Raw genomic sequence first — 19,106 nt, forward strand, 5'->3', positions numbered from 1 at the left:
CCCGAACGGGTCGCCGAAGCCGAGCTGGTACGCGACGTACAGCGCGACCGTCATCAGCAGCAGGGTTCAGCCGACCCGGACGCCGGCGGGAACCATGACGGTCACCGCTCCCGGGGCTGGGAGCAGCCCTTACCGGGCGGGCAGACGGGCTTCTTGAAACCGAGGAGTGTCCGCTCCGGCACTGCTCCGGGCCCTCCGCAGATCCAGCACTTGTTCGTTGTGGACACGACGGTCCTTTCGATCAGGGGTGGTTGCGGCGGCGGGTTGACCTGTAGCCGAAGGGGCCGGGCAGGTCGTAGCTGGTGGTGGTCTGTCCGGTGCTGGACCAGGTGCGCTTGGGCCCGCCCTTGGGGCCGACGGTGATTGACCACGATCGGCGGTTGCTGTTGAGGCGGACTCCGGGGAAGATCTGGAAGCTCTTGCGGAATGTGATCGGCACGGGGGTCACCACCAGCTGTTCTTCGGCTTGGGAACGATCATGTTTGGGGGGCATCCGTGGTCCTTGTGGTTCAGGCAGGGCGCGCAGTCCTCGGTGTCGAAGAGCCCCATCCACCTGCTGTGGACCTTGGAATGCGACCAGCACTGCGTGCACTCGCCGGGCGGAACAGCCCTCTTCTCAGCCATCGCGACCCCGGTCAGTCGTCGTCGCTGGATGCCTTGTACTGGGCGTCCAGCAGGGCGACCTCAACGTCGGTGCACTGGCCCTGCTCGATCTGCTCGTAGACCTCTTCGCTGTTCTCGAACATGCGGCGCTCGAAGTCGTTCATGAAGTTCTCCTTCTAGGTGGCAGGTGTGGTGGTGCGCGCCCCGGGCCCGAGTCGATCGGGCGCCCTCACGGCATGGATGCCGGGGCCTGGGCTCTCAGGGGTAGACAACCCCGGTGTCATCGCAGGCGCCGCAGCCCTCGCCGCCACAGGCTCGGTGGGTCTTGATGCCGACCGGCTCGTCGGCGTCGGGCTCCATGGGCTGCGGCGCCCCGGGGTAGTTCTCCATCCATTCGGGCAACGCCATGACGGTCTCCTTCAGTTGATGCGAGTGACGTTCACCGGCTCGGGGTCGAGTTCGGTGCCGCCCCGGTTGAGGCGGTGAAGCAGCCGGGCTGCTTTGGCGGCGGTCTTGGTGACCGCGCCCTCGGGGCTGTCGGCGCGGGCGGTGTACGTGTAGTCGCCCCCGGCGCCAGGGCCGGACGTGCCGCGGCGAGTCACGGTGTAGCGGGCCATCACGCCACCGCCGGGGTGTTGAAGCCGTCGAGTTCGGCGAGCAGGTCGGGGTCGATGGCGCGGGCGAACTTCCTTAGCGACCGCATCCGGTCCTGGTCGTCGTCGGCGCGGGCCGCCATCCAGTCGGCCACCAGCTGCTCCTCCACCGACAACGGCGGCGGAGTCGGGGCGGGCGCGACAGACAGAAGGTCAGACATGACGGATCCTCTCGGGGATCAGGGTTGGGCCGTGGTGGCGGGGGCCCGGGGGATGTCGGCACCCCGCCACCACGGCGATCAGGGGGTGAAGCGGCGTCGGGCGGCTTCTTCACCGATGTCGTGAACGTCGATGCCGAGGACCTCGGCCTCAGCGGCCAGGCGGTGCGACTCGCCGACGGCGGCCCGCCAGAACGGATCCGACGTGTGGTCCTGGCCTTTCGCGTTCAGGTCGGCTGCGATCCCGCGGCACACGTTCATCTGGTCCGCGGCGGCACTCATCGCATCGGAGGTGCGGGCGCGGTCATCGAGCTGGGATTGCAGCCATGCAGGCTTAGACATGAGATTCCTTCGAGGGATCAAGAAGTGGAAGCCGTGGGCGGCGGGTGGAGGGGAGCCGCGGACACCGCCGCCCACGGCGATCAGGGGGTGGAGCGGCAGACAGCGGTCGCCGCGGCGAGGATCTCGGCGTGGTCGAACGCGAGCATCGGCAGCTGGTCGAGCGGCCACCACACGGCAGCGCTGGCGTCGTCACCGGCAGTCGGGGGCACCACAGCGGGGAGGACAGTCAGGTAGGCGACCGTCACGTACTGGCCGCGCGGGTCACGGCCCGGCGTATCGAACGTGCCCGCGCAGTCCAGGCCGACCGGGTCGACTTCGACGCCCGTCTCCTCCAGCAGCTCACGCACAGCGGCTGCGAGAGTGGATTCGCCCGCCTGGACGTGACCGCCGGGAAGCGCCCAGTAGCCCTTGAAGGGCTGCTTGCCACGCTCGACCAGCAGCACCCGCCGGTCCCGGGACAGGACCACGACATCGGCGGTGAGGATCGTGTCGGGGGCGGTCATGACTGCACCGGCTTCACCACGACCAGGAAGTCGTCCGACGGATAGTCGTAGATCGTCTCCGCCGGAACACCCTCCGCACGGCGGGCAGCGGCGAACTCATCTGCCGGCCAGGAGCCGCGCGGATTACCGGCCGGGACACGGTGCAGGACCGTGGGCTCCGGCGCCACCACCGCGGCGCTCACGACTGCACCTCGATCAGGTGCAGCTGCCCGGCCTCAGCGAGCGTCGCCCGCGCCCCGGCCATCACCGTCTGCGCGTCGAACAGGGCGTCGAACTCGGACCGCGTCAGATCACGGACATCCATCAGGTGCGACAACTCCGCCGTGCGCTCGGAGGCGACCTCGTAGCGCGTCACAGCGACGACCACCGCGGGCGGAGCGAACGCGCGCTCCAGACGAGACAGAGCCTCAACAGCGACGGGAGGGAGCGGAGCGGTCGGGCGGGGGGTGGGGGTTGCGGTCGTCACGACTCTTCACCGCCGGTCGGGAGCACCATGTCCTCGGGCAGGGTCTCCGCCAGCCGGCGGACGTCCTGCCCGAAGGCGATGATCTGGTCGGCGATGGCGAGCGCTCCGGTGCGGCCGTACACGGCCACGTCGCGGTCAACGTCGACGGCCAGGCACGGCTGGGCGGCGACATCGTGCGAGCCGGGCCACCACGACAGGTACACCGCGGTCGGCACACCGGCCGCCTGGTCGGCCGCCAGATTCAGGACTGCGGGGGCGCCCTGGTGATTGATGTCCTCGGCGGCGCCCACAGGCTCGGCGACATGATCGACGATGCACCAATCCGTCGGGCACTCGACATAGATCGTGACCCGCTCGCCGGGTCTGCCGACCCTCGCAGGCACCAGCCGATAGCCGGGCTTGACGCAGGGAGCAGCGAGGGCACGAGCGCCAGCGTCGGTCACCGAGTACGGGACGGGGGTGTCGGGGTGAGCGGCCGAAGGGGCCGCCGCGGGCTGCACAGAGGCAGCCGTAAGATACGGGGTAGCCACAGGGTCTCCTCTACAGAACCTGGTGGTCAGGGCTGGGCGTGCGCGATGTAGGAGTCGCAAGCGTCCAGCCCGTTTTTGTTTGTGAAGCGCTGATCGCGGACTGGGTCCGGTAGGAGTGATCGGCACCGATTTTCAAGTCAAGACTTGAAGACACCTCCGAAGGTAGACCTCCCCAACTCCAGCTGTCAAGCGCGGACTTGAAGACCATTGGAGGCACCTCTACGCTCGACACATGACAACCAACCTGGACCCGGCAATCAATGCGCTGATCGCCGAACTCGAAGCCATCAGCGACCCAGCACTCCGGTTCCAGGCGACTGTCACTGCGGAGGCTCGCCTCGACGACGAGCTCCGGAAGGTGCGCCAGCGCATCGCCGTTGAGCTTTACGACGGCGGGGCTAGGCCATACCGAGAGGTCGGCTCGATCATGGGCGGCGTTACAGCCCAGCGGGCCGAGCAGATCGCCAAGGGCAGGTGAATCGAGATCCTTCATGCCCATGAGGGAATCCCCGAACGCAGATGTGACGGCAGCCTGATAGCCGATCACTCACAGATCAATCACAGTCACAGGGGGCGGCCATGCAGGCGGCAGCCGAAGCGTTCATCGCCGAACTGAAGCACTGGCGCGACATTCGCGGCAAGAGTCAGTCCAAGCTGGCGCGCGAGGTCGGCTACACGCCGTCCTACGTGTCGAAGGTCGAGGGCGGACAACTGCCCGCCTCCGAGGAGTTCGCCAACCTGGCGGACGATGCCCTGCAGGCTGGCGGGGCGATCCGGCGAGCGTTCCGGGACATCGTGAAGCACGGCCACCCCGTGGCCCCGCACCCTGCATCGAATGGCGAGGACTCGCACACGACGAACCTGATCGTCGAGCACGAGGACACGACGCTGCACTACGACGGACACGTGTACCGGGCCACACAGCGACGCCGCCTGTACAACGACTCCCCCGACCCAGTCACCCGCTACCTGATCCGGATCTCAGTCGACCGCTACCCCGGCGACCCGGAGCGCTCGAATCGGCACTACCGCGAGAACCCGCTCACCTGGGAAGAGATCGGTCTCAGTGCCTCTCTCGACGGTGAACCGTTGACGTGGCGCGTCAAGCACGATCGGGACGCGTTCAAGGAGTTGTGGCTCCTCTTCGACCAGTCTCCGCTCTATCCTGGCGAATCATCCTGGCTTGAGTACAGCTACACCGTTACCGATGAAAAATGGGGATCTTGGTTCCAGCGTGCGGTGCGCCTGCCAACGCAGCGCATGAGCGTGCGCCTCGACTTCCCCGCTGAGATCGACCCGACGGTGTGGGGCACCGAGACGACCATGACCGCCGAGGGCGGCCCCCTGCGCACGCCGATCCGGCGTACCGAAGGGGGCGGCCGACGGATCTATTCGTGGTCGACGGAGGACCCGCCGCTGCACGCCAGGTACCGGCTCGAATGGAAGTTCCGCCAGCGCCCCGATCTTGAGGAGTCCCAGCAGGTGACAGAGACCATGCCCGAAGCGAAGGCCAGCGAGAGGATGCGCGCCGTCGGTGTCGTCCAGGAGGGCGATCCGATCCTCGCCAAGACGGCGCGGAGGTTCGATCTCCCGGCCGAGGCTGAGGATGCCCGCAGAGTCGTGGCCGAGCTCGTCTCCGCGTGCGAGCGCGCCGCAACCGTCCACGTGTTCGGCAAGGGCATGGGTATGGCTGCCCCGCAGATCGGCATCGACCGGGCTGCGGCAATCGTCCGCACCCCGGACGGCGAGTCGATCACGCTGTTCAATCCACAGATCGTCGAAGAGTCGCCCGACACCGATGAGCAGTACGAGGGCTGTCTGAGCTTCTTCGACGTCCGCGGCAAGGTCCCCCGGCCGCTCGCCATCTCCGTCGAGCACACCGACATCGACGGTACCGAGCGGATCACGATCTTCGAGCGCGGCCTGGCCCGCCTCGTCGCCCACGAAGTCGATCACCTGCACGGCCAGTTGTACCGGTCGCGGATGCGCGAGGGCGTAGAGCCGATCCCTGTGTCGGAGTACCGCGGGACCGGCAGTGGCTGGAAGTACGGCAGTCCGTGACGGACCTGCCGTTGGTCGCGGGTGCGGTGGTGCAGCACGAGGGCGATGTGCTGCTGATCCGCCGCACCATCTCTGAGGGCAGCCTTGTCTGGCAATTCCCGGCGGGCAAGGTCGACGTGGGCGAGACGCCTCTGGAAGCCGCCGCCCGGGAGGCGTTGGAGGAGGCGGGTGTCGTCGTGGAGCCGCTGGCGGTGATTGGTGAGCGGGTGCATCCGGTGACGGAGCGGCGGGTCGTGTACGTCGCCTGCCGCTGGCTGTCGGGTGCCGCCGGCGTGGCGTCGCCACGTGAAGTGTCGGCGGCGGAGTGGGTGACGGTCGACGAGATGCAGGCTCGGATCCCTGGCGGCGTGTACGGGCCGGTGTGGGAATACCTGGCCGGGCCCGCTCTGCCCTCCTGAGCCGCGGCACCGCCCCCACACTCGGTCCAGGGTGCGGGGGCATTGCGTTGTCTAGCCGCCGGTCGTCGGCCGCTCGTCACCCCCCTCGGGTTCGTCTGCTTGGGTTTGGTCGTCGATGGTGATGCGGACGGGTGTGCCGGTGCCGTTGGTGCGGGGGTGGTCGATGATGGCCTGCACCGCCCGGGTGATCTTGTTTTGGATGTGTCCGGCGATGGCGCGGGTGACGGGGCTGTCGGTGTCGCGTGTGACGTGGGCGAGGCTGATGATCGCGGCGACGAGGCTGGGGCCCGACAGCCGGACTTCGACGAAGCCGTCCTCGTCGTTGACGGCGCCGGGGATGTGGAAGTGTTCAGCGTTTCCTGCGGTCTGGACAAGGAAGGCCCAGGTGTCTCGGTGGGCTTCGAGCGTGGCGTGAGCTACGCCGGCTGCGGCTGTGAGGATCTCGTCGTCGGGCATGTCCGGGTCGTAGTCGACGGGCTTGGTAAAGCCGACGACATGCTCACTGTCGGCGTCCTCGACGGGTTCCGGGGGCGGTGCCGGAGTCGGCTCTGGTGCGGACTCAGGAGCCGGCCGCGGGATCGGCGGTACCTGCTGCTCTGCGCGCGCTTTCAGCTGGCTGTCGAGGCTGTTGACGCTGCTTCGGATGGCGACGAGTTCGGTGCTGATGCGGGTGAGCGGGTCGCCGATCGTGTCACGGGTGCGGTCGAGCCCGTCGCGGATCACGGCGCGGTTTTCGGTGAGGCCGGTGGTGATGGCGGCGGTGGTGTCTTGCCGGATCTGGTCGATGGCGAGTTGCTGGTCTGCGGCCTGCTGTTTGAGGGCGGCGAGGTCTGTGCCGATCCGTCCGAGCTGGTCGAACATCTGCCGTAGCAGGTCTGCGTTGTCGTTGCCGAAAATCGCCATGGGCCCCCCTGTGGTTGTCAGCTGACGTCGCCAGCGTGGGGCCCGGTTGAATGGTCGACAAGCGCGTGAACCGGTCAACAGGGGCACGTGACCGGCGCACGTGCCAGCCCGCGCTACCGCCCTCCGGCTTGGCGTCTTCGGGCCGTTCGGCCCCTGCGCCTCGCCTGTGCCGCGCACTTCGTGGGGCGCGCGTCAGACCCTACCGTCTCGGGCAAGTCGGGCGTGGTGCTGGTGAGCGGCTTGGCGGTCGACGTCTGGTACGTGCCGGCGCTGCCGTCGCGCACCCGTAACGTCGACTTCCAGCCGTCCCGCTCGACGGGGAGGAGGTGGTCGCGGACATGCCCTAATGGTTCATGTTGCAGGTCGGTGACTTTGGCACTTTCAGTTTTGCAGTTACGTCGCACGGGTCTCGGCGAGTCTCGGCAGTTCTCGTGGCGCCGGTTTTCGATGGCCGGTTCTGCGGGGCCGGTAGGTTCGTACTGCGTCACAACGTCGTCCAGTTCCGGCCATGTTGGAATACGCCGGACAGGGGCGCACTGCGGGACTTGCAGGGCGCCGCCCGTCCCGTGGGGCGGGAAGTGTGAGGTCAGAGTGTGCAGGTCAGAACCTGGTATTGCTCTCGATGTTGGGAGCGCGTCTACCTCGTGTAGATCCGATCCTTCCGGATCTGTTGCTTAGGCCAGTGGCTTGTCCGTACTGGTCCGGTAGGTTCCCAGGAACGTGAACGACCAGGCGCTGGAACCCCCGGCCACTGAACCCGCGGGCCCTGGGTGGCGACCCCACTCTAGGGCAACAACCGTTGCCTGACCTGGGGTTTTGTTCTTGGATCCGCTTGCTGTCCGCCTTGAGGACCGGTTAGGTTCTGCCTGTCGGCCGTAGCTGGTGCTCGCCTTGTCAGCACTAGCCCAGCTCCGTCGGGTCAGAGCACGAACGCGAAACGGCCGGGCTTCCGCCCGGCCGCCGCAACCAGCAGTTCCAGCTGCTGATCAGTTCAACCCGCTCCGTATCAGAGAGAAGGCTTCACAATGACTTTAGCGCACTCAATTGAGGCGGCATCTGCCGCGGATACCGTTCTCCCGCCTCGTCTTCGTCCGGCGCTGGTGAATGGCCAGCAGGTGTGGGTTCGCTGCGAACCTTGGTGCGTCACTGATCATGTCGCGGAGAACGAACGGTTCCTGGAGGACGTGACGCACGAGGGCGCGGCCGTGGATCTGCTGGTTCCGCGCCCGGACGGCACCCTCCGACTGTTGGCGTCGGCGCGGGTCCTCATGTCGGATCGCGGCGGGCCGGAAGACGGACCGATGGTCGTCGTGGACTTCGAGGACGTGCAGTCCCTGTATCTGTCGCCGGATGAGGTTCAGACCGCGGCGGATCGTGTGGCCGCGTTCGAGGCGCGACTGCGAGAGCTGGGGCGTGTAGCTGCCGACGTTTGATCGTGTGGGTCGGGGTCTTCGGGCCTCGCCCCTTCCGGCCGTCTGCGGGGTGTCTTTTCCCGTTCTGGCCAGTCGATCTCGTGCGGCTTGAGAGTGTGCCGTGCGGGGTCTTCTTGGTCCCTTGTGTTTTCTTCAATCCCCTGTGTGTACAGGAGTGTTCATCGTGTCTGACCAGCCCATGAGCCCGTCCCCGTCGGAGCCGGTGCTTCCTCGTCCTGCTGTGACGGTGGGGGCGCTGCGTGCCGCGGTGGATCGTCTGGATCCGGAGCAGACAGCCGCGTTCGACAGGGAGTTCGCTGCCTTTACGGCTGAGTCGGCCGCTTCTGGGAGTGGCGCGCCGGTTTCGGCGTTTCTGCGTAAGTGGGCGGTGTGGGTGGAGCGCATGCGGGTGCCGGCGACGGCGGCGCGGGTGCGTGAGCTGGAGGCTGCAATGGGTGCAGCGAAAACCGACGACGAAGCACGGGCGGTGGCGGTGGAGATGAGTGAACTGCTGCACAAGATCACGGCTGATCTTGTCTTGCCGTGACTGGCTGGGAGTTCGAGTACGACGGGCATGCGCTTGCATCGTGGTCGGCCCTGCCCGCAGAGCAGCGACTGCACCTGGATGGGATTGCGGCGCGGCTGGTCGCCGCGGCCGAGGTCAAGTATCCGGATGATCCGGAGTACGGCGACCCGGGGGTGAGCGCTCTGTTGCAGGTGGCGGAGACGCCGTGGGTGGTGTCGTATCAGCTGCACCGCCCGCGGCGGCGCGTGTACATCGTGCAGATCCTCGGGCCGTCCGCTTAGCGGCTGTTCAGTCCTGCGGTTCCGGCAGCGTTTTGCTGTCTGGTGTATCGAGTGCGTTGCGGGCGAGCTCGGCGAACTCGGGTAGGCCCCAATTGATTGCCACCAGGTTCGAGTGGGCCTCGGCGAAGTGGCCGCCGGTGCCGCCCTCTGCGAGGTCCAGGTTGATGATGACGTTCTCCGCGCAGTGATCAATCTTCATTGCCTGGTCTGCGACGTCTGCTGGTCCTTCGACCAGCACGACGGGCACTGCTGCCCGGATTGCGGCCCACAGTCCTTCCATGCGCTCTCGGCGATGCGCTAGCTGTTCTGGCGGGGCTTCGCGGTCTCGATCGCCGAAGTAGAGGTCAGTCTCATGCCTGAACGCGGTGACGGCGGCGATGAGGTTGCTGTACGCGTCGCGTCGTCCCTGCCGGCGCCAATGGACGTGCTGGCTGCGGCCTTGCGTCCGGCCAGTGAGGTAGGCGGCCCCGAGGGTGCCGCCTGCTCCGAGGACGCCGCCAATGCCGGTGCCGAGCAGCGCTGCGAGTCCTGCATCCACGGTGGAGTCCTCTGATCTCGACGTCGGGCTACCACCCGCCGCCAGCCTGCCCGTCGTCCTCATTGTCGACCATGGCCCCGACTTCCCCGCTGCCGCCGCATTCCCCGCAGTCGATGGTGGTTTCGTTCCCGTCGGCGTCCTGCACGGTGATCGTCCCGCCGGTGCAGTTACCGCAGGCGGGCACGGGTGCGTCCAGGAGCCGCCGGGTGAGGTTGAGGAGGCGGGTGTAGCGCCAGTCCTGCTCCAAGGCGGGGATGTGCTCGCGGTCGCCCCAGGCCATGGCGACTCCGTGCATTGCCGCCAGGGTCCCGCGTCATAGCGGCAGTGCGCGACGTCCCCTCCGGGCGGGAGGGGACGTTGCTTCGATCTACCGGCGGGCCGCTCCGGCTGCCACGCCGACGAGCGTGGCAGCGGTGATGATCCAGTCGGGGGTCACCCCGGCGCATCCGAGCACAATCACAATGATTGTCACGGTGATCACGACTATGTGCCACTCATTCGCGCCGTGTGCCCACCCGTCATCGGGGGCATTCACACACTGAGGTACGGTCACGTGCTTCTCCTTCTAGGTTCGCCTGGTTGGTGTGGCCCTCTGGTGCAGGCTGGTTGGGAAGCCGTTGTCCTGCGTCGGAGGGCTTCGGCGTTTAGCCGTGCTGTGTCCCTTCCCCTTGGAGCGGTCGGATAGCGGGGCATATGTACGGGGCGCGGTGCATGAGGGGGCGCATGGCGCCACGGCGCCCACCATTCGGACGCTTTCGTGCGCGGTTGGATATACGTCCAGTCATCGGGGCTCGGCGAGGGCGCCGTAGGTGCGAGCAGGTCCCCGACAGCGGCTGGTGGCCGCACACACGAAAGCCCCCGCGCCGGAGTGTTCCGGGCGGGGGCTCTCGCGTGTCAGTCGCCGTGTGGTTCGGTTATTTCGATGACTGTCACGGTAATCGTGGTGTCGTTGAGCAGGACGGTGACGACGAGCCTGCTGAGCCCCTTGATGCGCATGCGGACGGGGCTGTCCGGGACCTCGAGCCCGCGGGGTTCGGTGATCTGCTCGCACTCGTCCGGTAGCCGGTCGAAGAAGGCGATGAGCTCGGCCTGGTCGCCTACAGGGAACCCGGCGATCTGGCGCTGGATGCTGGGCGGGACGATGAGCTCATAGGTCACGCCGCGTTAGTTTGCCGCTTCTGGGTGTTCTCGCGCAGCTGGTTGAGGAAGTCCGGGGTACTGCCGTCGTCGGCGTACTCGGGGGGCAGCTCGCCGCCGTGTTTCCGGGCGTATTCCAGAAGGCTGTCCAGCTTGGGGGCGGTCTCGTCGCGCCAGTGTTCGACGAACCGCTGCCAGCGGGCGAGAACGTCGGGGAGGTCCGGTAGCGGGGTGAGGTTGACCTCGCGGAGGAACGTCTGCCGGGTGTCGGCTGCGGGGATCGCGTGGGCGATGGCGTCGATGGTCCACGGCTGGTCGCTCATCGTCGTCCTCCCGGCTGGGGATTCGCGGATCGTGATTCAGGATGTGGATTCACGGATCGTGATTCCGGCTGACAGTCGGATGGTACCGCTCGGCCGGGCGGGCGGCCGGGTGACGCGGGATTTGCTGCAGCGGTGTCCGGCCGGCGCCGTCGTCGTTGCCCTGGTCATGGACGATGACGAGCTCCTCCCTCTGCTGACGTTGTCGGAGGCGCAGGGGGTGGTGGGGGTGCTGGCCGCGGTGGTGGCCGGCCAGCGGGTGGATGGGGAGGTGGCGGGCCGGCTGCTGTCGGAGCTTGCCGCCCGGGTGCCGTCGCGGGACTAGCGGGCGGCAGCTCCGCCTTGAGCGCTGCGGCTACTCGTCCCAGTCGGGCCAGTACGGGGCGCGGCCTTCCGCCTGCCGGTCGACGAGGTGCTGGCCGATGAGGCGGGCGGTGTCGGGTGAGGGTCCGGCCATGCGGCGCCCGAGGCCGTCGTCTTCTTCGTCGTCGAAGAGGGGGGTGCCGGGCAGAATCTCATCGTCGTACATGATCGCCTCCTAGAGGGCGTATCGGATGCGGGTGGCGAGGTGCCTGGTGTTGCTGTCGGTCAGGGTGATCGCGCTGGTCTCGGGGGTAATGCAGCAGGAGATGAACCGCACGCCGAGCGTCCGCAGGCCGCTTAGGGCGAGATCCCAATCGTTGTCGAGTTTCAGCAGCCGGACGAGAGTGGTGGTGTCGTCGGGCGTGAGGCGGATGAGGATGTGGCCGTGCGCGTTGCGTTCGACCGTGGTGTTGCCGAGTCCGGCCTGGTGCAGGAGTTCGACGAGGTCGGTGATCGGGTCTGGGGTTGGGGGCATGTGTCTCCTTTACGGGGTGGTGAGGCTGCCCTGCTTGATGGGGCGTATGCCGCGGTTCAGGCGTGGGTGGCGCGGAGCCGCAGGGGCCGGATATTCGTGGGCTGTTCGAGTGTGGGCCGGCAGCTGAGACTGCTGCTCATCGGCTGCCTCCCGCGTATTTGTCGTTCCAGTGCGCCCGGTCGTCCGCGGCGGCTTCGGCGATCGTTGGCCCATCCCCGGTGCTGCGGCTGTCCTCCTACCGCGTCGATGGCGTCGTGCAGGATGGCGGACAGTTCATCAACGGCGGCGCGGCTCACCTCCGGGTCTGCGTCTTCGAGCTGGCCGAGGGCGTGTTGGTGGCGGGCGGCCAGGTCGGGGTCGGCGGCGATGTAGAGGTCGCGGGCCCAGGCCAGGAGGCGGCTGCGGTCGGCGGGGGCCGGGCGATCGGTCACGGCTGCTCCTTGCGGTCTCGGCGGATCCGGTGGATGGCCACGGCTGTTGCGACGAAGATTGCGATCAACCAGGCGCAGGCCAGCCAGATGAGGGCGGTCAGGGCGGTGTTCATGCGGTTTCCTTGGCGGGGTTGGGGATGAGCCCGCGCTTGCGGGCCACGGTGACGGCTGCGGTGCGGCGTTGGCCGCGGGGTAGGTGGGTGACGCCGAGGCGGAGGTACGCCTCGGCGAGTCGGGCGGCGACCTGTTCGCGGGTGCTGTTGAGCCGCCGGGCGACGACGGTGAGGCTGGCCCCGTCTGCCGCGGTGGTGAGGACTTGAGCTTGCCGGGCCGTGAGGGGCTGCCGTGGGGGCCCTGACGGCCTGCCGCGGCGCCGCTTAAGGATTCCGGCTTGGGTGGCGAGGTAGACGGCGTGCGGGGCGTTCAGGGCGCCGAGGCGCATCATCATGCGGCTCGCCGCCCCTTTTGCGCCGTCGACGCCGATGGACAGCTGCTCGGCGATCTCCGCGTAGGTAAACCCGGTAGCGATCAGCTCGAGCACCTTGAGCTCGCGTGCGGTCAGGGTCGGCTTCACAGCCACTCCCCCGTGTCCACGTCCTCGATGTCCGCCCACTGTTCGGCGGGCCGCTCGTCCGGGTCGGTTTCGGTGATCAGGTCGGTGTCGGACAGGTCGCACGGTTCGGACCAGGTGACGGTCACGTCTGCCTCCCGCTGGTTTTGACCTTGCCGCGGTGGTCGACGATGCCGTCGGCTTGGGCGAGGAGTTCGAGGGCGCGGCGCAGCACGGACGGGGTGGATTCCTTGCTCGCGGCGAACGCGGCGAGGATCTGACGGGACCGCTCGTCGGGCATCCACCGCACCGGCTGCCGGGCGGTCACGACGGGTCCTCGGGGTCTGCTTCGGCGCCGCAGCGACGGCATTCGTCGCCCTCGCCGACCGGCGGGAAGTCGTGCTCGGGGAAGCTGTCGCCGTCGGCGTAGACGCACTCGTCGTCCAACGGGAAGTACTCGTGCTTGGATCCGCCGACGGGCGGCATGTAGCTACTCACGGTGCGTGCTCCTTGCGGTTCGGGGTGGGGCGGCGGCCGGACCGCCGCCCCCGGGGGTGGGTGGTCAGGCGGCGGGCTCGTCGTTCAGGCCGGAGTCGGCATCAGTCCACGCCTCACCGCTCCGTGAGCGGTGACGGCGGTGCCCGCCATGGACGACGCAGCTCTCGACCGGCCGCGAGTCGAGGGGCATGAGCGCTGCGTGGCAGCCCGAAGGCCCCGGCTGGGCGTCGTGGCCATCGCCCGGGTGCTGCTCGTGCGCCCACCAACCGCCCGTCGGGCAGTCGATCCACCCGACGGTGCCGCCGCAGCCACTGCAGCTCGACAGCGAGGTGAGGTCGGGATCGACCGCGGGGTGGGTGAACCGGACGGGCTTCCCGAGCTCCCGCGCGTAGGCGATCTCCGCTCGGGTCGACGACCCCACGTAGCCCCCAACGACGAGCACCTCGTCGGCGAGCCGGATCTTCGCCCGGTGGAGTTCGTCGAGGCGGGCCTTCAGCGCCTCGGCTTCGGCAGGGTCTGCCCACAGCGGGTGGTCGGCCTTCATGTTGCAGCCCGGCTTGACGACGATCTTCCCGGCGGCGGTCTCCTGCACATCCGCCTCGACCATCTCCGGCATGAACCGGGTGGAGCCGCAGATCACGACGATCTTCGGGATGTCGAGGCGGGCCTTCGCGTCGGCGAGCTTCTCTTCGGGGGTGAGCAGTTGCGGGTACGACATAGTTCCTCCTGGCGGTGGGCTAGTTGGCGTGGGCTTCGGTCTGGAATTCGATGACGATCTCCTCAGCCGCAGCACCCCACGGCTCGGCGGCGGGGATGATCCAGCGGCGGATCGTGCGGGTCACGGTCTCCGTCGTGAAGTCAGCCACGGCCGGACTCCCCCGCCTGCTCGATGAGCACGTCGATGCCGCAGATCTGGCATTGCGCGCCGTCGGGCAGGTCGTTGGAGGTGAGCGGGGTCATCTCGGGGGTGGCGTGGGTGGTGCAGTAGACGCTGCCGGTGGCGGGACTTCGACGGGCGACGATCCGACCGGACCCCGCCTGCTGCGCCTCGTCGGCAGCGCATCCGGGGCAGTGCACGGCGACGCTGTGATCGGGTATGCAGGGCGGGCCAGCATCGGTGGGGGTGAACGGCATCGCCTGCTGCGCCTCGTCGGCCATGCGGCGGATCTCTTCGCGGGCACGGGCCAGCCGCCGTACAGGGCTGAGGAGTTCGTGTCCCGCCACGTACCGTCGGCATCCCTTTGCGTGCAGTCCCTGTGATCGAGCGCACGTGCACGGCAGCTTCGCGCGGAGAACGACCAGCGCGTCGTGAAGGCTCAGAGCGCGCTCATCGTTCAGCTCAGCAGCGAAGGCTCGCTCCACCTGGTCAGCAGTCGCGGCGACCTCGGCGTCCCGGTTGGCGACCTTGTCGTCGCGGACCACCGCCGTGTACGTCTCGCAGTCGTCCCAGGCGTGGTCGCCACCGCAGTGTGCGCATCCGGATTCCAGCTCCTCCCCGCGCTGCTGGTCGTCGGCGAGGCGTTGCAGTCCGGCCTGCGCGTCGAATGGGCGGCGGGCGAGCAGGACGGGCAGGACAGCCTCGGCGAGGTGGCCGGACAGCTCGGCGTCCTCGGTGCGCTCGGGGTCGAAGGACGCGAACGCAGCGTCCAGCGCCCGTGTCACCTGGGCGCGGAGGTCGGCGTCGGCGGGCACCGTGGCTGGCGCCTCCGGGTGGTGCCGCTGCACGTGCTTGGTCCAGTGCGTCGGTGGCACCGGAGCAGCGTCAGACGGGCAGTGAGGGCATCGCACGGGATAGCCGATCCGCGCCGTCAGACGCGGGTTGTCCAGGCAGTGGTCGCGGAGGTCGGTGTCAGCGGGCACTGGCGGGACGGTGGGGTGGTGGGATGCTGCGCGGGCCTCGTTCTCCGCCCACAGTCGCGCCTCGGTGGCTTCCTCGATCCGGGCCAGCAGCTGCTCGTTGTCCGCGAACACGGCGTTCCGCTGATCCCGGAACCCGTCACGCTCCTTGCGTAGCCGCTCGATCGTGGCCCGCATCTCCGTGAGCGCGGCGCGATCTTCGTCATGCCACTGGTGCAGCTTCGTGTTCTCGGCCGCGTACTCGCCGAGGAGCGGGGCGCGGCGGGTCAGCTCGCCGGACAGGAACAGGGCCCGCGCTCGGGCGTTCCGCCACGCCAACTGGTACCGATCAGCGGGCGGGAGGGGCTCGTAGTGCGCTTCGTAGTCGATCTCACTCATGGTCAACTCCGGTCGGGTCTGGGAGGGTCGGAGGGTGCAGCGCCCGGATAGCGGCCGGGCGCTGCACACACGCGGTCACGGGGCGGGGGTGGCGCGTTCGAGCCAGAACCCGTCGGAGTGCTCGTCTGAGTACCGCCGGCCGACAGTCCAGCCGTCGAGTCGCGCCAGGTCCTGCCACGTCCAGCGCCATGCCAGCGAGCCCCAGCCGTCCTCCTCCCGGTTCATCAGGTACGGCTCGCCGTCTCGCTCGTTGACCCGCACCAGCACCCGGTCATCGAAGGCCTGCAGGCGGCGCGGGGCCGCCTGGAAGAGGGGGCAGTTCGTGCAGTCGCCGTTTGAGGTGCACGGCCCGTAGCCGCCGTAGTGGGCGCGCATGGTGTTCTGGGACTCGAGCAGGTGGCTGTAGTCGCGGGGGCGCAGCGCGCACTGGTCGCCGGCCAGGCTGCCGAGCGAGATGCGGTTCCAACCCTGCCCGTCAGGGCCTTTCGGGTTGTGCGCAGGGGGTTTGAGGTGGATCGGCATCAGGTTTCACGCCCCTCGGCGATGAGCTGGTCGACGAGCTCGCGGGCGACTTCGGGCCTGTAGCCGTAGTCGACCAGTGCATGCTCGACGACATGGCGGGCTGACCTGTTCGACTCCGGGCGGGCGGACGAATCGGACTCGGCTGTGGCCACGGTGCTGCTCCTTCGGGTCGGGTCGGGGATCACGGGGTGTCTTCGGGTGTGGGTGCTTCGAGGCCGAGTTGGACGGCGGCGAGATGGACGGCTTCGCGTATCGACAGGTCGCCGTCGGAGGCTGCGCGCAGGGCGAGGGCTCGGGTGTGGAGGTCGTCGGCGAGGGCGAGTTGAGCGGGGTTGAGGGCGCCGGCGCCCTTCCGTCGGTGGGCGGGAATGGGTCGGGTTGGCTGCCAGGGGTCTTGGGTGTCGGGCATTCATGCCTCAAATCGGCGGGCTATGCGGCCGTGGGCGGCCTTTGGCGGGAGCGTGCGGGTGAGCGTCGAGGGCGGGGGGTCGAGGCCGTCAGGGACTTAACCGGCCAGTAACCGGACGGAGTTGACCCGGATCTGCTGTACGGCCGTCTGCGGGCCTGGGAGCGGCCGGGACACCCCGAGGGGCAACGAGCGGCTGCGAGGCGCCACAGGGGCGACGGGGCGCGGTTCAACGTGCGGGATCAGGCGGCCTGCCGGAAGCCTTCGGACCGCCATCGCCAGACGGTGCGCGGTGAGACCCCGACGATGCGGGCGATCTCGTCACCGGGAACCTGGCGTTCGGTCAGGCCGCGTGCGACGAGGACCCGCTCGAGCCGAGTGAGTCCCTCAGCGGCCCGCTTCTCACGGACGATGATCTCGACGTCGAACTCGTCGGCCTCCGTCCAGCACGGACGGACGGCATGCCAGGCACTCATGCGGCGACTTCCTCGGCTTCCTGGTAGCGGCGGGCGTGGACGGTGTCGGCGGGCAGGGCGAACCCGTCGAGGCGGCAGGGAGTCCCCGGGGCGACATCGCATTCGGGGCAGCAGGCGACCAGTTGGGCCCAGGCGGCGATGCGCTGCTGGTGCGGTTTGGGCAGGGCTTTGTCGCGGGTGCGGAGGTGGCATTTCTGGTCAGGGCCGGCGGTGCAGCGTGGGCAGCTGATCCCGTACAGGTCCTTACGCTTGCCGCTGACCGGCCAGCTGGAGCCGCCGGGCTGGAGCCGGTTACGGCCGTCGGCTATCTGCTGGCGCAGTGCGGCTTTGAAGTCACCGGACTTGCGGGCCTGGCGGGTAGCGTCGATGTCTGCGGGAGTGGGCTGCCAGTCGGTGCTCACGACGCGGCCCCCTCGTCGACGATCACGGCGTCGGGGATGTCCTCGGCTTCGCGGGCCAGGTGCTGCGCGGACCGCGCCTTGATCGCGTTCTCGCGGGCGAGCCGTTCCTCCGCCGCGAGCTCGGACTCTCCCTTGCTGGCCCGCAGTCGGGCGCTGTGCGGGGTGGCGCGCGGCTTTCCCATCGGCTGCTTCTCCGAGCCGCCCGGCGACTTGCAGGGACGGCCTATCGCCGCCAGGCAGGCGGGGCACTCGACGCCGAGAGGACCGGAGCGGCGAACCGAGTCGACAAGATCAGCCTCGGCGGTCTCCGCATCGGCGGCCTCGCCTCCGAAGCTCAGCCCGCGGGATTCGAGCTCGTGCATGAACCGGTCGGCCCCGCCCTCGAGCTCCAGACGGCCCGACGGTGCAGCGACGCGACCAGAGGCGATGGCCTGCACCTGGCCCTTGTAGCGAACCAAGTACTCCGGGACCGTCTCGTCCGGCAGCGGCTCGTACTGGAAGTTCTCCAGTCGCTCGCTGCGGATCTTGCTGCGGAGGGCCTTGATGTGGTGCGGCAGAATCCACAGGCGGTCTTTCGGGTCCTGCGGCGGTGTGCGGTAGTAGAGCGCTACCGCGGCTTTGGCGTCCGCGTCGAGAGGCACGTCGTCGAGGGCGGCGGCCCAGGCGACAGCGGCGGCGGCGGAGGGGTTGCGGTTGTCGAAGGCGGCGGCGTGGCCGAGAAGCTCAGCCGCCTCGGTCGGGTTCATGCGGAGTCTCCTTGATCGCGAAGTTGGTCGGCGATGGCAGCCCAGCCGGCGACCTTGGCGTCGGTGCCGGTGAGGGTTTGGCCGGAGGGCAGTTGAACGACGTTGCTGGCGCGGTGCTGCTGGTTCTCGACGGCCCACTTGTGGGCGCGGCGGATCCACTTCTGCCACTCCTCGTGCCAGTTGCTGCGTCGCTGGCCATTGCCGCGGAAGTGGCTGACGAACTGGGCGGTCTCGTAGTCGATGTCGACGCGGTCGGCGTAACCGTCGCGGTGGGCCCAGCGGCGCATGCCGTCGTTGAGTGCGAACCCGTCGAGGTCGATGGGGGCGTCGCCGTCAGGCGGCGTGGTGCTCGCCTCGCTACTACCTGAGGTCTTGACTCCTACCTCAACCACAAGGGGGTTAGGGGCAGGGGCAGGGGCAGGGGCAGGGGCAGGGGCAGGGGAATGCGCGCGTGATGCGCCCGCGCGCCCGCGCGTAGAGGGTTTCGGACCCCCCTGAGGAACCCCTTCGGCAACCCCCTCGGGAGGGGTATCGGAGGGGGTTCGGGCATCTTCGCGATTCACCCCAAAGGGGATTTCCTGAGGGGGTTCGCCAGGGGTATCGGAGGGGGTTGCCGAAGGGGGTGCGGAGGGGGTTCGCGAACCCCCTCCCGTGGGGTCTGGTTCGGGGGTGCGGAAGGCCTTGCGGAGGGTCTCGATGTGCGAGGCGACCTGCTGCCGGATCGACGGCCCGCTCTGCCCCTTCATCCTGGTCGGCTCGTCGCTGAGCTCGTCGAGCGGGATACGGTCAGTCTCTGCCAGCAGCGCGGCCTGCAGCCGCCGGGAGGAGATCTCCAGGGCGCCGGAAATCATCGCGCCCATGACCTTCGGCATCCGCCAGACACCGTCGTTGCGCACGAACGAACGGATGAGGACTTCCTCCGTGTCGTCGTCCATGACGATGAAGTGGGCAGCCTCGAGCGCCTGGAGCCTCTTCTCCAGTTCGGCAGAGGTCAACCCGTGCGCCTTGCGGGACCAGCGCCGAAGGGTGAGAGGCAGCAGCCCGGCGTGGTTGAGGTTGGGCTGCGAGATCAGGAACAGGTAGAGGCGCTGCTCCTTCTCGTCGAGCGCCAGGAAGTCGGCGTCCTCCCAGATGCTGGTGAGGATCCTGCCGTGGCCACGTGCCATCAGGGT

At 68.6% G+C, this 19,106-nt stretch carries 39 protein-coding genes and 1 pseudogene; 7 read left to right on the forward strand and 33 right to left on the reverse strand.

The window, feature by feature from the left end; translation table 11 throughout:
• Positions 1–241: 241 nt before the first annotated feature.
• The 10 genes from DEJ47_RS04715 to DEJ47_RS04750 all read right to left on the reverse strand — a co-directional run bounded on the left by DEJ47_RS04715 (position 242) and on the right by DEJ47_RS04750 (position 3,108).
• On the reverse strand, positions 242–439 hold the full coding sequence (locus DEJ47_RS04715; RefSeq protein WP_150165231.1) for a DUF4236 domain-containing protein: 198 nt from the start codon (positions 437–439) through the stop codon (positions 242–244).
• Positions 440–635: 196 nt separating this feature from the next.
• Positions 636–767, reverse strand: a complete 132-nt coding sequence (locus tag DEJ47_RS37320) for a hypothetical protein (RefSeq protein ID WP_263398884.1) — start codon at positions 765–767, stop codon at positions 636–638.
• A 94-nt stretch (positions 768–861) separates the two neighbouring features.
• The gene (locus DEJ47_RS36285; protein ID WP_161236728.1) at positions 862–1,011 is read right to left on the reverse strand and encodes a hypothetical protein; all 150 of its coding nucleotides are present in this window, start codon (positions 1,009–1,011) and stop codon (positions 862–864) included.
• 11 nt (positions 1,012–1,022) lie between these two features.
• A complete protein-coding gene (locus DEJ47_RS04725) occupies positions 1,023–1,220 on the reverse strand; it encodes a hypothetical protein (RefSeq protein WP_150165235.1) in 198 nt (65 codons plus the stop codon).
• Positions 1,220–1,417: a hypothetical protein gene (locus DEJ47_RS04730; protein ID WP_150165237.1), complete on the reverse strand. Its 198-nt coding sequence runs from the start codon at positions 1,415–1,417 to the stop codon at positions 1,220–1,222. The genes DEJ47_RS04725 and DEJ47_RS04730 overlap by 1 nt, the downstream gene beginning before the upstream one ends.
• Positions 1,418–1,495: 78 nt before the next feature.
• Positions 1,496–1,756, reverse strand: coding sequence for a hypothetical protein (locus DEJ47_RS04735; protein ID WP_150165239.1), 261 nt, complete (start codon positions 1,754–1,756; stop codon positions 1,496–1,498).
• An 80-nt stretch (positions 1,757–1,836) separates the two neighbouring features.
• Complete coding sequence (locus DEJ47_RS04740; protein WP_150165241.1) at positions 1,837–2,259, reverse strand: NUDIX domain-containing protein; 423 nt, start codon at positions 2,257–2,259, stop codon at positions 1,837–1,839.
• Positions 2,256–2,441, reverse strand: coding sequence for a hypothetical protein (locus DEJ47_RS04745; protein WP_150165243.1), 186 nt, complete (start codon positions 2,439–2,441; stop codon positions 2,256–2,258). The genes DEJ47_RS04740 and DEJ47_RS04745 overlap by 4 nt, the downstream gene beginning before the upstream one ends.
• The gene (locus tag DEJ47_RS36290) at positions 2,438–2,614 is read right to left on the reverse strand and encodes a hypothetical protein (protein ID WP_190415274.1); all 177 of its coding nucleotides are present in this window, start codon (positions 2,612–2,614) and stop codon (positions 2,438–2,440) included. Before DEJ47_RS36290 ends, DEJ47_RS04745 begins: the two co-directional genes overlap by 4 nt.
• Positions 2,615–2,721: 107 nt before the next feature.
• The gene (locus tag DEJ47_RS04750) at positions 2,722–3,108 is read right to left on the reverse strand and encodes a DUF6907 domain-containing protein (RefSeq protein WP_150165245.1); all 387 of its coding nucleotides are present in this window, start codon (positions 3,106–3,108) and stop codon (positions 2,722–2,724) included.
• 379 nt (positions 3,109–3,487) lie between these two features.
• Between DEJ47_RS04750 and DEJ47_RS04755 the strand changes: the two genes are divergently transcribed.
• The 3 genes from DEJ47_RS04755 (at position 3,488) to DEJ47_RS04765 (ending at position 5,714) form a co-directional block, all read left to right on the forward strand.
• Positions 3,488–3,733 carry a hypothetical protein gene (locus DEJ47_RS04755; RefSeq protein ID WP_150165247.1) on the forward strand — a complete coding sequence of 82 codons (246 nt, stop codon included), beginning with the start codon at positions 3,488–3,490 and terminating at the stop codon, positions 3,731–3,733.
• A 101-nt stretch (positions 3,734–3,834) separates the two neighbouring features.
• Complete coding sequence (locus DEJ47_RS04760) at positions 3,835–5,316, forward strand: peptide deformylase (RefSeq protein ID WP_150165249.1); 1,482 nt, start codon at positions 3,835–3,837, stop codon at positions 5,314–5,316.
• Entirely contained in the window at positions 5,313–5,714 is a 402-nt protein-coding gene (locus DEJ47_RS04765) for an NUDIX hydrolase (protein ID WP_223828236.1), read from the forward strand. The genes DEJ47_RS04760 and DEJ47_RS04765 overlap by 4 nt, the downstream gene beginning before the upstream one ends.
• A 51-nt stretch (positions 5,715–5,765) precedes the next feature.
• Here DEJ47_RS04765 and DEJ47_RS04770 read toward each other — a convergent pair whose 3' ends face one another.
• A complete protein-coding gene (locus DEJ47_RS04770) occupies positions 5,766–6,617 on the reverse strand; it encodes a hypothetical protein (protein ID WP_150165251.1) in 852 nt (283 codons plus the stop codon).
• Between the two features lie 1,025 nt (positions 6,618–7,642).
• Here DEJ47_RS04770 and DEJ47_RS04775 point away from each other — a divergent pair.
• From DEJ47_RS04775 to DEJ47_RS04785, 3 genes are all read left to right on the forward strand, one after another.
• Positions 7,643–8,050 carry a DUF6907 domain-containing protein gene (locus DEJ47_RS04775; protein ID WP_150165254.1) on the forward strand — a complete coding sequence of 136 codons (408 nt, stop codon included), beginning with the start codon at positions 7,643–7,645 and terminating at the stop codon, positions 8,048–8,050.
• A 163-nt stretch (positions 8,051–8,213) separates the two neighbouring features.
• Complete coding sequence (locus DEJ47_RS04780; RefSeq protein WP_150165256.1) at positions 8,214–8,576, forward strand: DUF6247 family protein; 363 nt, start codon at positions 8,214–8,216, stop codon at positions 8,574–8,576.
• The gene (locus tag DEJ47_RS04785; protein WP_150165258.1) at positions 8,573–8,836 is read left to right on the forward strand and encodes a hypothetical protein; all 264 of its coding nucleotides are present in this window, start codon (positions 8,573–8,575) and stop codon (positions 8,834–8,836) included. Before DEJ47_RS04780 ends, DEJ47_RS04785 begins: the two co-directional genes overlap by 4 nt.
• Before the next feature lie 7 nt (positions 8,837–8,843).
• Here the strand turns inward: DEJ47_RS04785 and DEJ47_RS04790 are convergent, their stop codons facing one another.
• The 5 genes from DEJ47_RS04790 to DEJ47_RS04810 all read right to left on the reverse strand — a co-directional run bounded on the left by DEJ47_RS04790 (position 8,844) and on the right by DEJ47_RS04810 (position 10,834).
• Complete coding sequence (locus DEJ47_RS04790; RefSeq protein WP_150165260.1) at positions 8,844–9,374, reverse strand: hypothetical protein; 531 nt, start codon at positions 9,372–9,374, stop codon at positions 8,844–8,846.
• A gap of 28 nt (positions 9,375–9,402) precedes the next feature.
• A complete protein-coding gene (locus DEJ47_RS04795; RefSeq protein ID WP_223828237.1) occupies positions 9,403–9,669 on the reverse strand; it encodes a hypothetical protein in 267 nt (88 codons plus the stop codon).
• Between the two features lie 72 nt (positions 9,670–9,741).
• On the reverse strand, positions 9,742–9,927 hold the full coding sequence (locus tag DEJ47_RS04800) for a hypothetical protein (RefSeq protein WP_150165262.1): 186 nt from the start codon (positions 9,925–9,927) through the stop codon (positions 9,742–9,744).
• Between the two features lie 341 nt (positions 9,928–10,268).
• Complete coding sequence (locus DEJ47_RS04805) at positions 10,269–10,532, reverse strand: hypothetical protein (protein WP_150165264.1); 264 nt, start codon at positions 10,530–10,532, stop codon at positions 10,269–10,271.
• Complete coding sequence (locus DEJ47_RS04810) at positions 10,529–10,834, reverse strand: hypothetical protein (RefSeq protein WP_150165266.1); 306 nt, start codon at positions 10,832–10,834, stop codon at positions 10,529–10,531. The genes DEJ47_RS04805 and DEJ47_RS04810 overlap by 4 nt, the downstream gene beginning before the upstream one ends.
• Between DEJ47_RS04810 and DEJ47_RS04815 the strand changes: the two genes are divergently transcribed.
• Positions 10,803–11,156 carry a hypothetical protein gene (locus DEJ47_RS04815; protein WP_150165268.1) on the forward strand — a complete coding sequence of 118 codons (354 nt, stop codon included), beginning with the start codon at positions 10,803–10,805 and terminating at the stop codon, positions 11,154–11,156. The genes DEJ47_RS04810 and DEJ47_RS04815 overlap by 32 nt on opposite strands.
• 30 nt (positions 11,157–11,186) lie before the next feature.
• Here the strand turns inward: DEJ47_RS04815 and DEJ47_RS36295 are convergent, their stop codons facing one another.
• The 17 genes and pseudogenes from DEJ47_RS36295 to DEJ47_RS04880 all read right to left on the reverse strand — a co-directional run bounded on the left by DEJ47_RS36295 (position 11,187) and on the right by DEJ47_RS04880 (position 19,100).
• Positions 11,187–11,360: a hypothetical protein gene (locus DEJ47_RS36295; RefSeq protein ID WP_190415276.1), complete on the reverse strand. Its 174-nt coding sequence runs from the start codon at positions 11,358–11,360 to the stop codon at positions 11,187–11,189.
• 9 nt (positions 11,361–11,369) lie between these two features.
• The gene (locus DEJ47_RS04820) at positions 11,370–11,669 is read right to left on the reverse strand and encodes a hypothetical protein (protein ID WP_150165270.1); all 300 of its coding nucleotides are present in this window, start codon (positions 11,667–11,669) and stop codon (positions 11,370–11,372) included.
• 56 nt (positions 11,670–11,725) lie between these two features.
• Positions 11,726–12,100 (reverse strand): hypothetical protein, encoded by a 375-nt coding sequence (locus DEJ47_RS04825; RefSeq protein ID WP_150165272.1) that lies wholly within the window; start codon positions 12,098–12,100, stop codon positions 11,726–11,728.
• 109 nt (positions 12,101–12,209) lie between these two features.
• Positions 12,210–12,674, reverse strand: a complete 465-nt coding sequence (locus tag DEJ47_RS04830; RefSeq protein ID WP_190415278.1) for a helix-turn-helix domain-containing protein — start codon at positions 12,672–12,674, stop codon at positions 12,210–12,212.
• Positions 12,671–12,799, reverse strand: a complete 129-nt coding sequence (locus tag DEJ47_RS37325; RefSeq protein WP_263398885.1) for a hypothetical protein — start codon at positions 12,797–12,799, stop codon at positions 12,671–12,673. The genes DEJ47_RS04830 and DEJ47_RS37325 overlap by 4 nt, the downstream gene beginning before the upstream one ends.
• A complete protein-coding gene (locus tag DEJ47_RS04835; RefSeq protein WP_150165276.1) occupies positions 12,796–12,978 on the reverse strand; it encodes a hypothetical protein in 183 nt (60 codons plus the stop codon). Before DEJ47_RS04835 ends, DEJ47_RS37325 begins: the two co-directional genes overlap by 4 nt.
• Entirely contained in the window at positions 12,975–13,148 is a 174-nt protein-coding gene (locus tag DEJ47_RS36300) for a hypothetical protein (protein ID WP_190415280.1), read from the reverse strand. Before DEJ47_RS36300 ends, DEJ47_RS04835 begins: the two co-directional genes overlap by 4 nt.
• Positions 13,149–13,485: 337 nt before the next feature.
• Positions 13,486–13,866, reverse strand: a pseudogene (locus tag DEJ47_RS04845) (hypothetical protein); the annotation flags it as partial.
• Positions 13,867–13,885: 19 nt separating this feature from the next.
• Positions 13,886–14,014, reverse strand: coding sequence for a hypothetical protein (locus tag DEJ47_RS37330; protein WP_263398886.1), 129 nt, complete (start codon positions 14,012–14,014; stop codon positions 13,886–13,888).
• Positions 14,007–15,383, reverse strand: a complete 1,377-nt coding sequence (locus DEJ47_RS04850) for a hypothetical protein (RefSeq protein WP_150165278.1) — start codon at positions 15,381–15,383, stop codon at positions 14,007–14,009. The genes DEJ47_RS37330 and DEJ47_RS04850 overlap by 8 nt, the downstream gene beginning before the upstream one ends.
• A gap of 75 nt (positions 15,384–15,458) precedes the next feature.
• Positions 15,459–15,905, reverse strand: coding sequence for a hypothetical protein (locus tag DEJ47_RS04855; protein WP_150165280.1), 447 nt, complete (start codon positions 15,903–15,905; stop codon positions 15,459–15,461).
• Positions 15,905–16,057: a hypothetical protein gene (locus DEJ47_RS36305; RefSeq protein ID WP_190415282.1), complete on the reverse strand. Its 153-nt coding sequence runs from the start codon at positions 16,055–16,057 to the stop codon at positions 15,905–15,907. Before DEJ47_RS36305 ends, DEJ47_RS04855 begins: the two co-directional genes overlap by 1 nt.
• A gap of 29 nt (positions 16,058–16,086) precedes the next feature.
• Positions 16,087–16,314 carry a hypothetical protein gene (locus DEJ47_RS04860; protein WP_150165282.1) on the reverse strand — a complete coding sequence of 76 codons (228 nt, stop codon included), beginning with the start codon at positions 16,312–16,314 and terminating at the stop codon, positions 16,087–16,089.
• Between the two features lie 239 nt (positions 16,315–16,553).
• Entirely contained in the window at positions 16,554–16,787 is a 234-nt protein-coding gene (locus tag DEJ47_RS04865) for a helix-turn-helix domain-containing protein (RefSeq protein WP_150165285.1), read from the reverse strand.
• The gene (locus tag DEJ47_RS04870; RefSeq protein WP_150165287.1) at positions 16,784–17,188 is read right to left on the reverse strand and encodes a hypothetical protein; all 405 of its coding nucleotides are present in this window, start codon (positions 17,186–17,188) and stop codon (positions 16,784–16,786) included. The genes DEJ47_RS04865 and DEJ47_RS04870 overlap by 4 nt, the downstream gene beginning before the upstream one ends.
• The gene (locus tag DEJ47_RS04875; RefSeq protein WP_150165289.1) at positions 17,185–17,934 is read right to left on the reverse strand and encodes a hypothetical protein; all 750 of its coding nucleotides are present in this window, start codon (positions 17,932–17,934) and stop codon (positions 17,185–17,187) included. The genes DEJ47_RS04870 and DEJ47_RS04875 overlap by 4 nt, the downstream gene beginning before the upstream one ends.
• Positions 17,931–19,100 (reverse strand): hypothetical protein, encoded by a 1,170-nt coding sequence (locus DEJ47_RS04880; protein WP_150165291.1) that lies wholly within the window; start codon positions 19,098–19,100, stop codon positions 17,931–17,933. The genes DEJ47_RS04875 and DEJ47_RS04880 overlap by 4 nt, the downstream gene beginning before the upstream one ends.
• Positions 19,101–19,106 lie beyond the last annotated feature (6 nt).

Origin of the sequence: Streptomyces venezuelae (genome assembly GCF_008642355.1) — a bacterium.
In the GTDB taxonomy this organism is placed as follows: Bacteria; Actinomycetota; Actinomycetes; order Streptomycetales; family Streptomycetaceae; genus Streptomyces; species Streptomyces venezuelae_B.

What these genes read in the sequence shown, in the direction of transcription:
- DEJ47_RS37320 (WP_263398884.1), bottom strand. Translation starts at nt 767, where the DNA reads ATGAACGACTTCGAGCGCCGCATGTTCGAGAACAGCGAAGAGGTCTAC.
- DEJ47_RS36285 (WP_161236728.1), bottom strand. Translation starts at nt 1,011, where the DNA reads ATGGCGTTGCCCGAATGGATGGAGAACTACCCCGGGGCGCCGCAGCCC.
- DEJ47_RS04725 (WP_150165235.1), bottom strand. Translation starts at nt 1,220, where the DNA reads ATGGCCCGCTACACCGTGACTCGCCGCGGCACGTCCGGCCCTGGCGCC.
- DEJ47_RS04730 (WP_150165237.1), bottom strand. Translation starts at nt 1,417, where the DNA reads ATGTCTGACCTTCTGTCTGTCGCGCCCGCCCCGACTCCGCCGCCGTTG.
- DEJ47_RS04735 (WP_150165239.1), bottom strand. Translation starts at nt 1,756, where the DNA reads ATGTCTAAGCCTGCATGGCTGCAATCCCAGCTCGATGACCGCGCCCGC.
- DEJ47_RS04740 (WP_150165241.1), bottom strand. Translation starts at nt 2,259, where the DNA reads ATGACCGCCCCCGACACGATCCTCACCGCCGATGTCGTGGTCCTGTCC.
- DEJ47_RS04755 (WP_150165247.1), top strand. Translation starts at nt 3,488, where the DNA reads ATGACAACCAACCTGGACCCGGCAATCAATGCGCTGATCGCCGAACTC.
- DEJ47_RS04760 (WP_150165249.1), top strand. Translation starts at nt 3,835, where the DNA reads ATGCAGGCGGCAGCCGAAGCGTTCATCGCCGAACTGAAGCACTGGCGC.
- DEJ47_RS04770 (WP_150165251.1), bottom strand. Translation starts at nt 6,617, where the DNA reads ATGGCGATTTTCGGCAACGACAACGCAGACCTGCTACGGCAGATGTTC.
- DEJ47_RS04775 (WP_150165254.1), top strand. Translation starts at nt 7,643, where the DNA reads ATGACTTTAGCGCACTCAATTGAGGCGGCATCTGCCGCGGATACCGTT.
- DEJ47_RS04795 (WP_223828237.1), bottom strand. Translation starts at nt 9,669, where the DNA reads ATGCACGGAGTCGCCATGGCCTGGGGCGACCGCGAGCACATCCCCGCC.
- DEJ47_RS04815 (WP_150165268.1), top strand. Translation starts at nt 10,803, where the DNA reads ATGGCGTCGATGGTCCACGGCTGGTCGCTCATCGTCGTCCTCCCGGCT.
- DEJ47_RS04810 (WP_150165266.1), bottom strand. Translation starts at nt 10,834, where the DNA reads ATGAGCGACCAGCCGTGGACCATCGACGCCATCGCCCACGCGATCCCC.
- DEJ47_RS36295 (WP_190415276.1), bottom strand. Translation starts at nt 11,360, where the DNA reads ATGTACGACGATGAGATTCTGCCCGGCACCCCCCTCTTCGACGACGAA.
- DEJ47_RS04820 (WP_150165270.1), bottom strand. Translation starts at nt 11,669, where the DNA reads ATGCCCCCAACCCCAGACCCGATCACCGACCTCGTCGAACTCCTGCAC.
- DEJ47_RS04850 (WP_150165278.1), bottom strand. Translation starts at nt 15,383, where the DNA reads ATGAGTGAGATCGACTACGAAGCGCACTACGAGCCCCTCCCGCCCGCT.
- DEJ47_RS04855 (WP_150165280.1), bottom strand. Translation starts at nt 15,905, where the DNA reads ATGCCGATCCACCTCAAACCCCCTGCGCACAACCCGAAAGGCCCTGAC.
- DEJ47_RS04860 (WP_150165282.1), bottom strand. Translation starts at nt 16,314, where the DNA reads ATGCCCGACACCCAAGACCCCTGGCAGCCAACCCGACCCATTCCCGCC.
- DEJ47_RS04865 (WP_150165285.1), bottom strand. Translation starts at nt 16,787, where the DNA reads ATGAGTGCCTGGCATGCCGTCCGTCCGTGCTGGACGGAGGCCGACGAG.
- DEJ47_RS04875 (WP_150165289.1), bottom strand. Translation starts at nt 17,934, where the DNA reads ATGAACCCGACCGAGGCGGCTGAGCTTCTCGGCCACGCCGCCGCCTTC.
- DEJ47_RS04880 (WP_150165291.1), bottom strand. Translation starts at nt 19,100, where the DNA reads ATGGCACGTGGCCACGGCAGGATCCTCACCAGCATCTGGGAGGACGCC.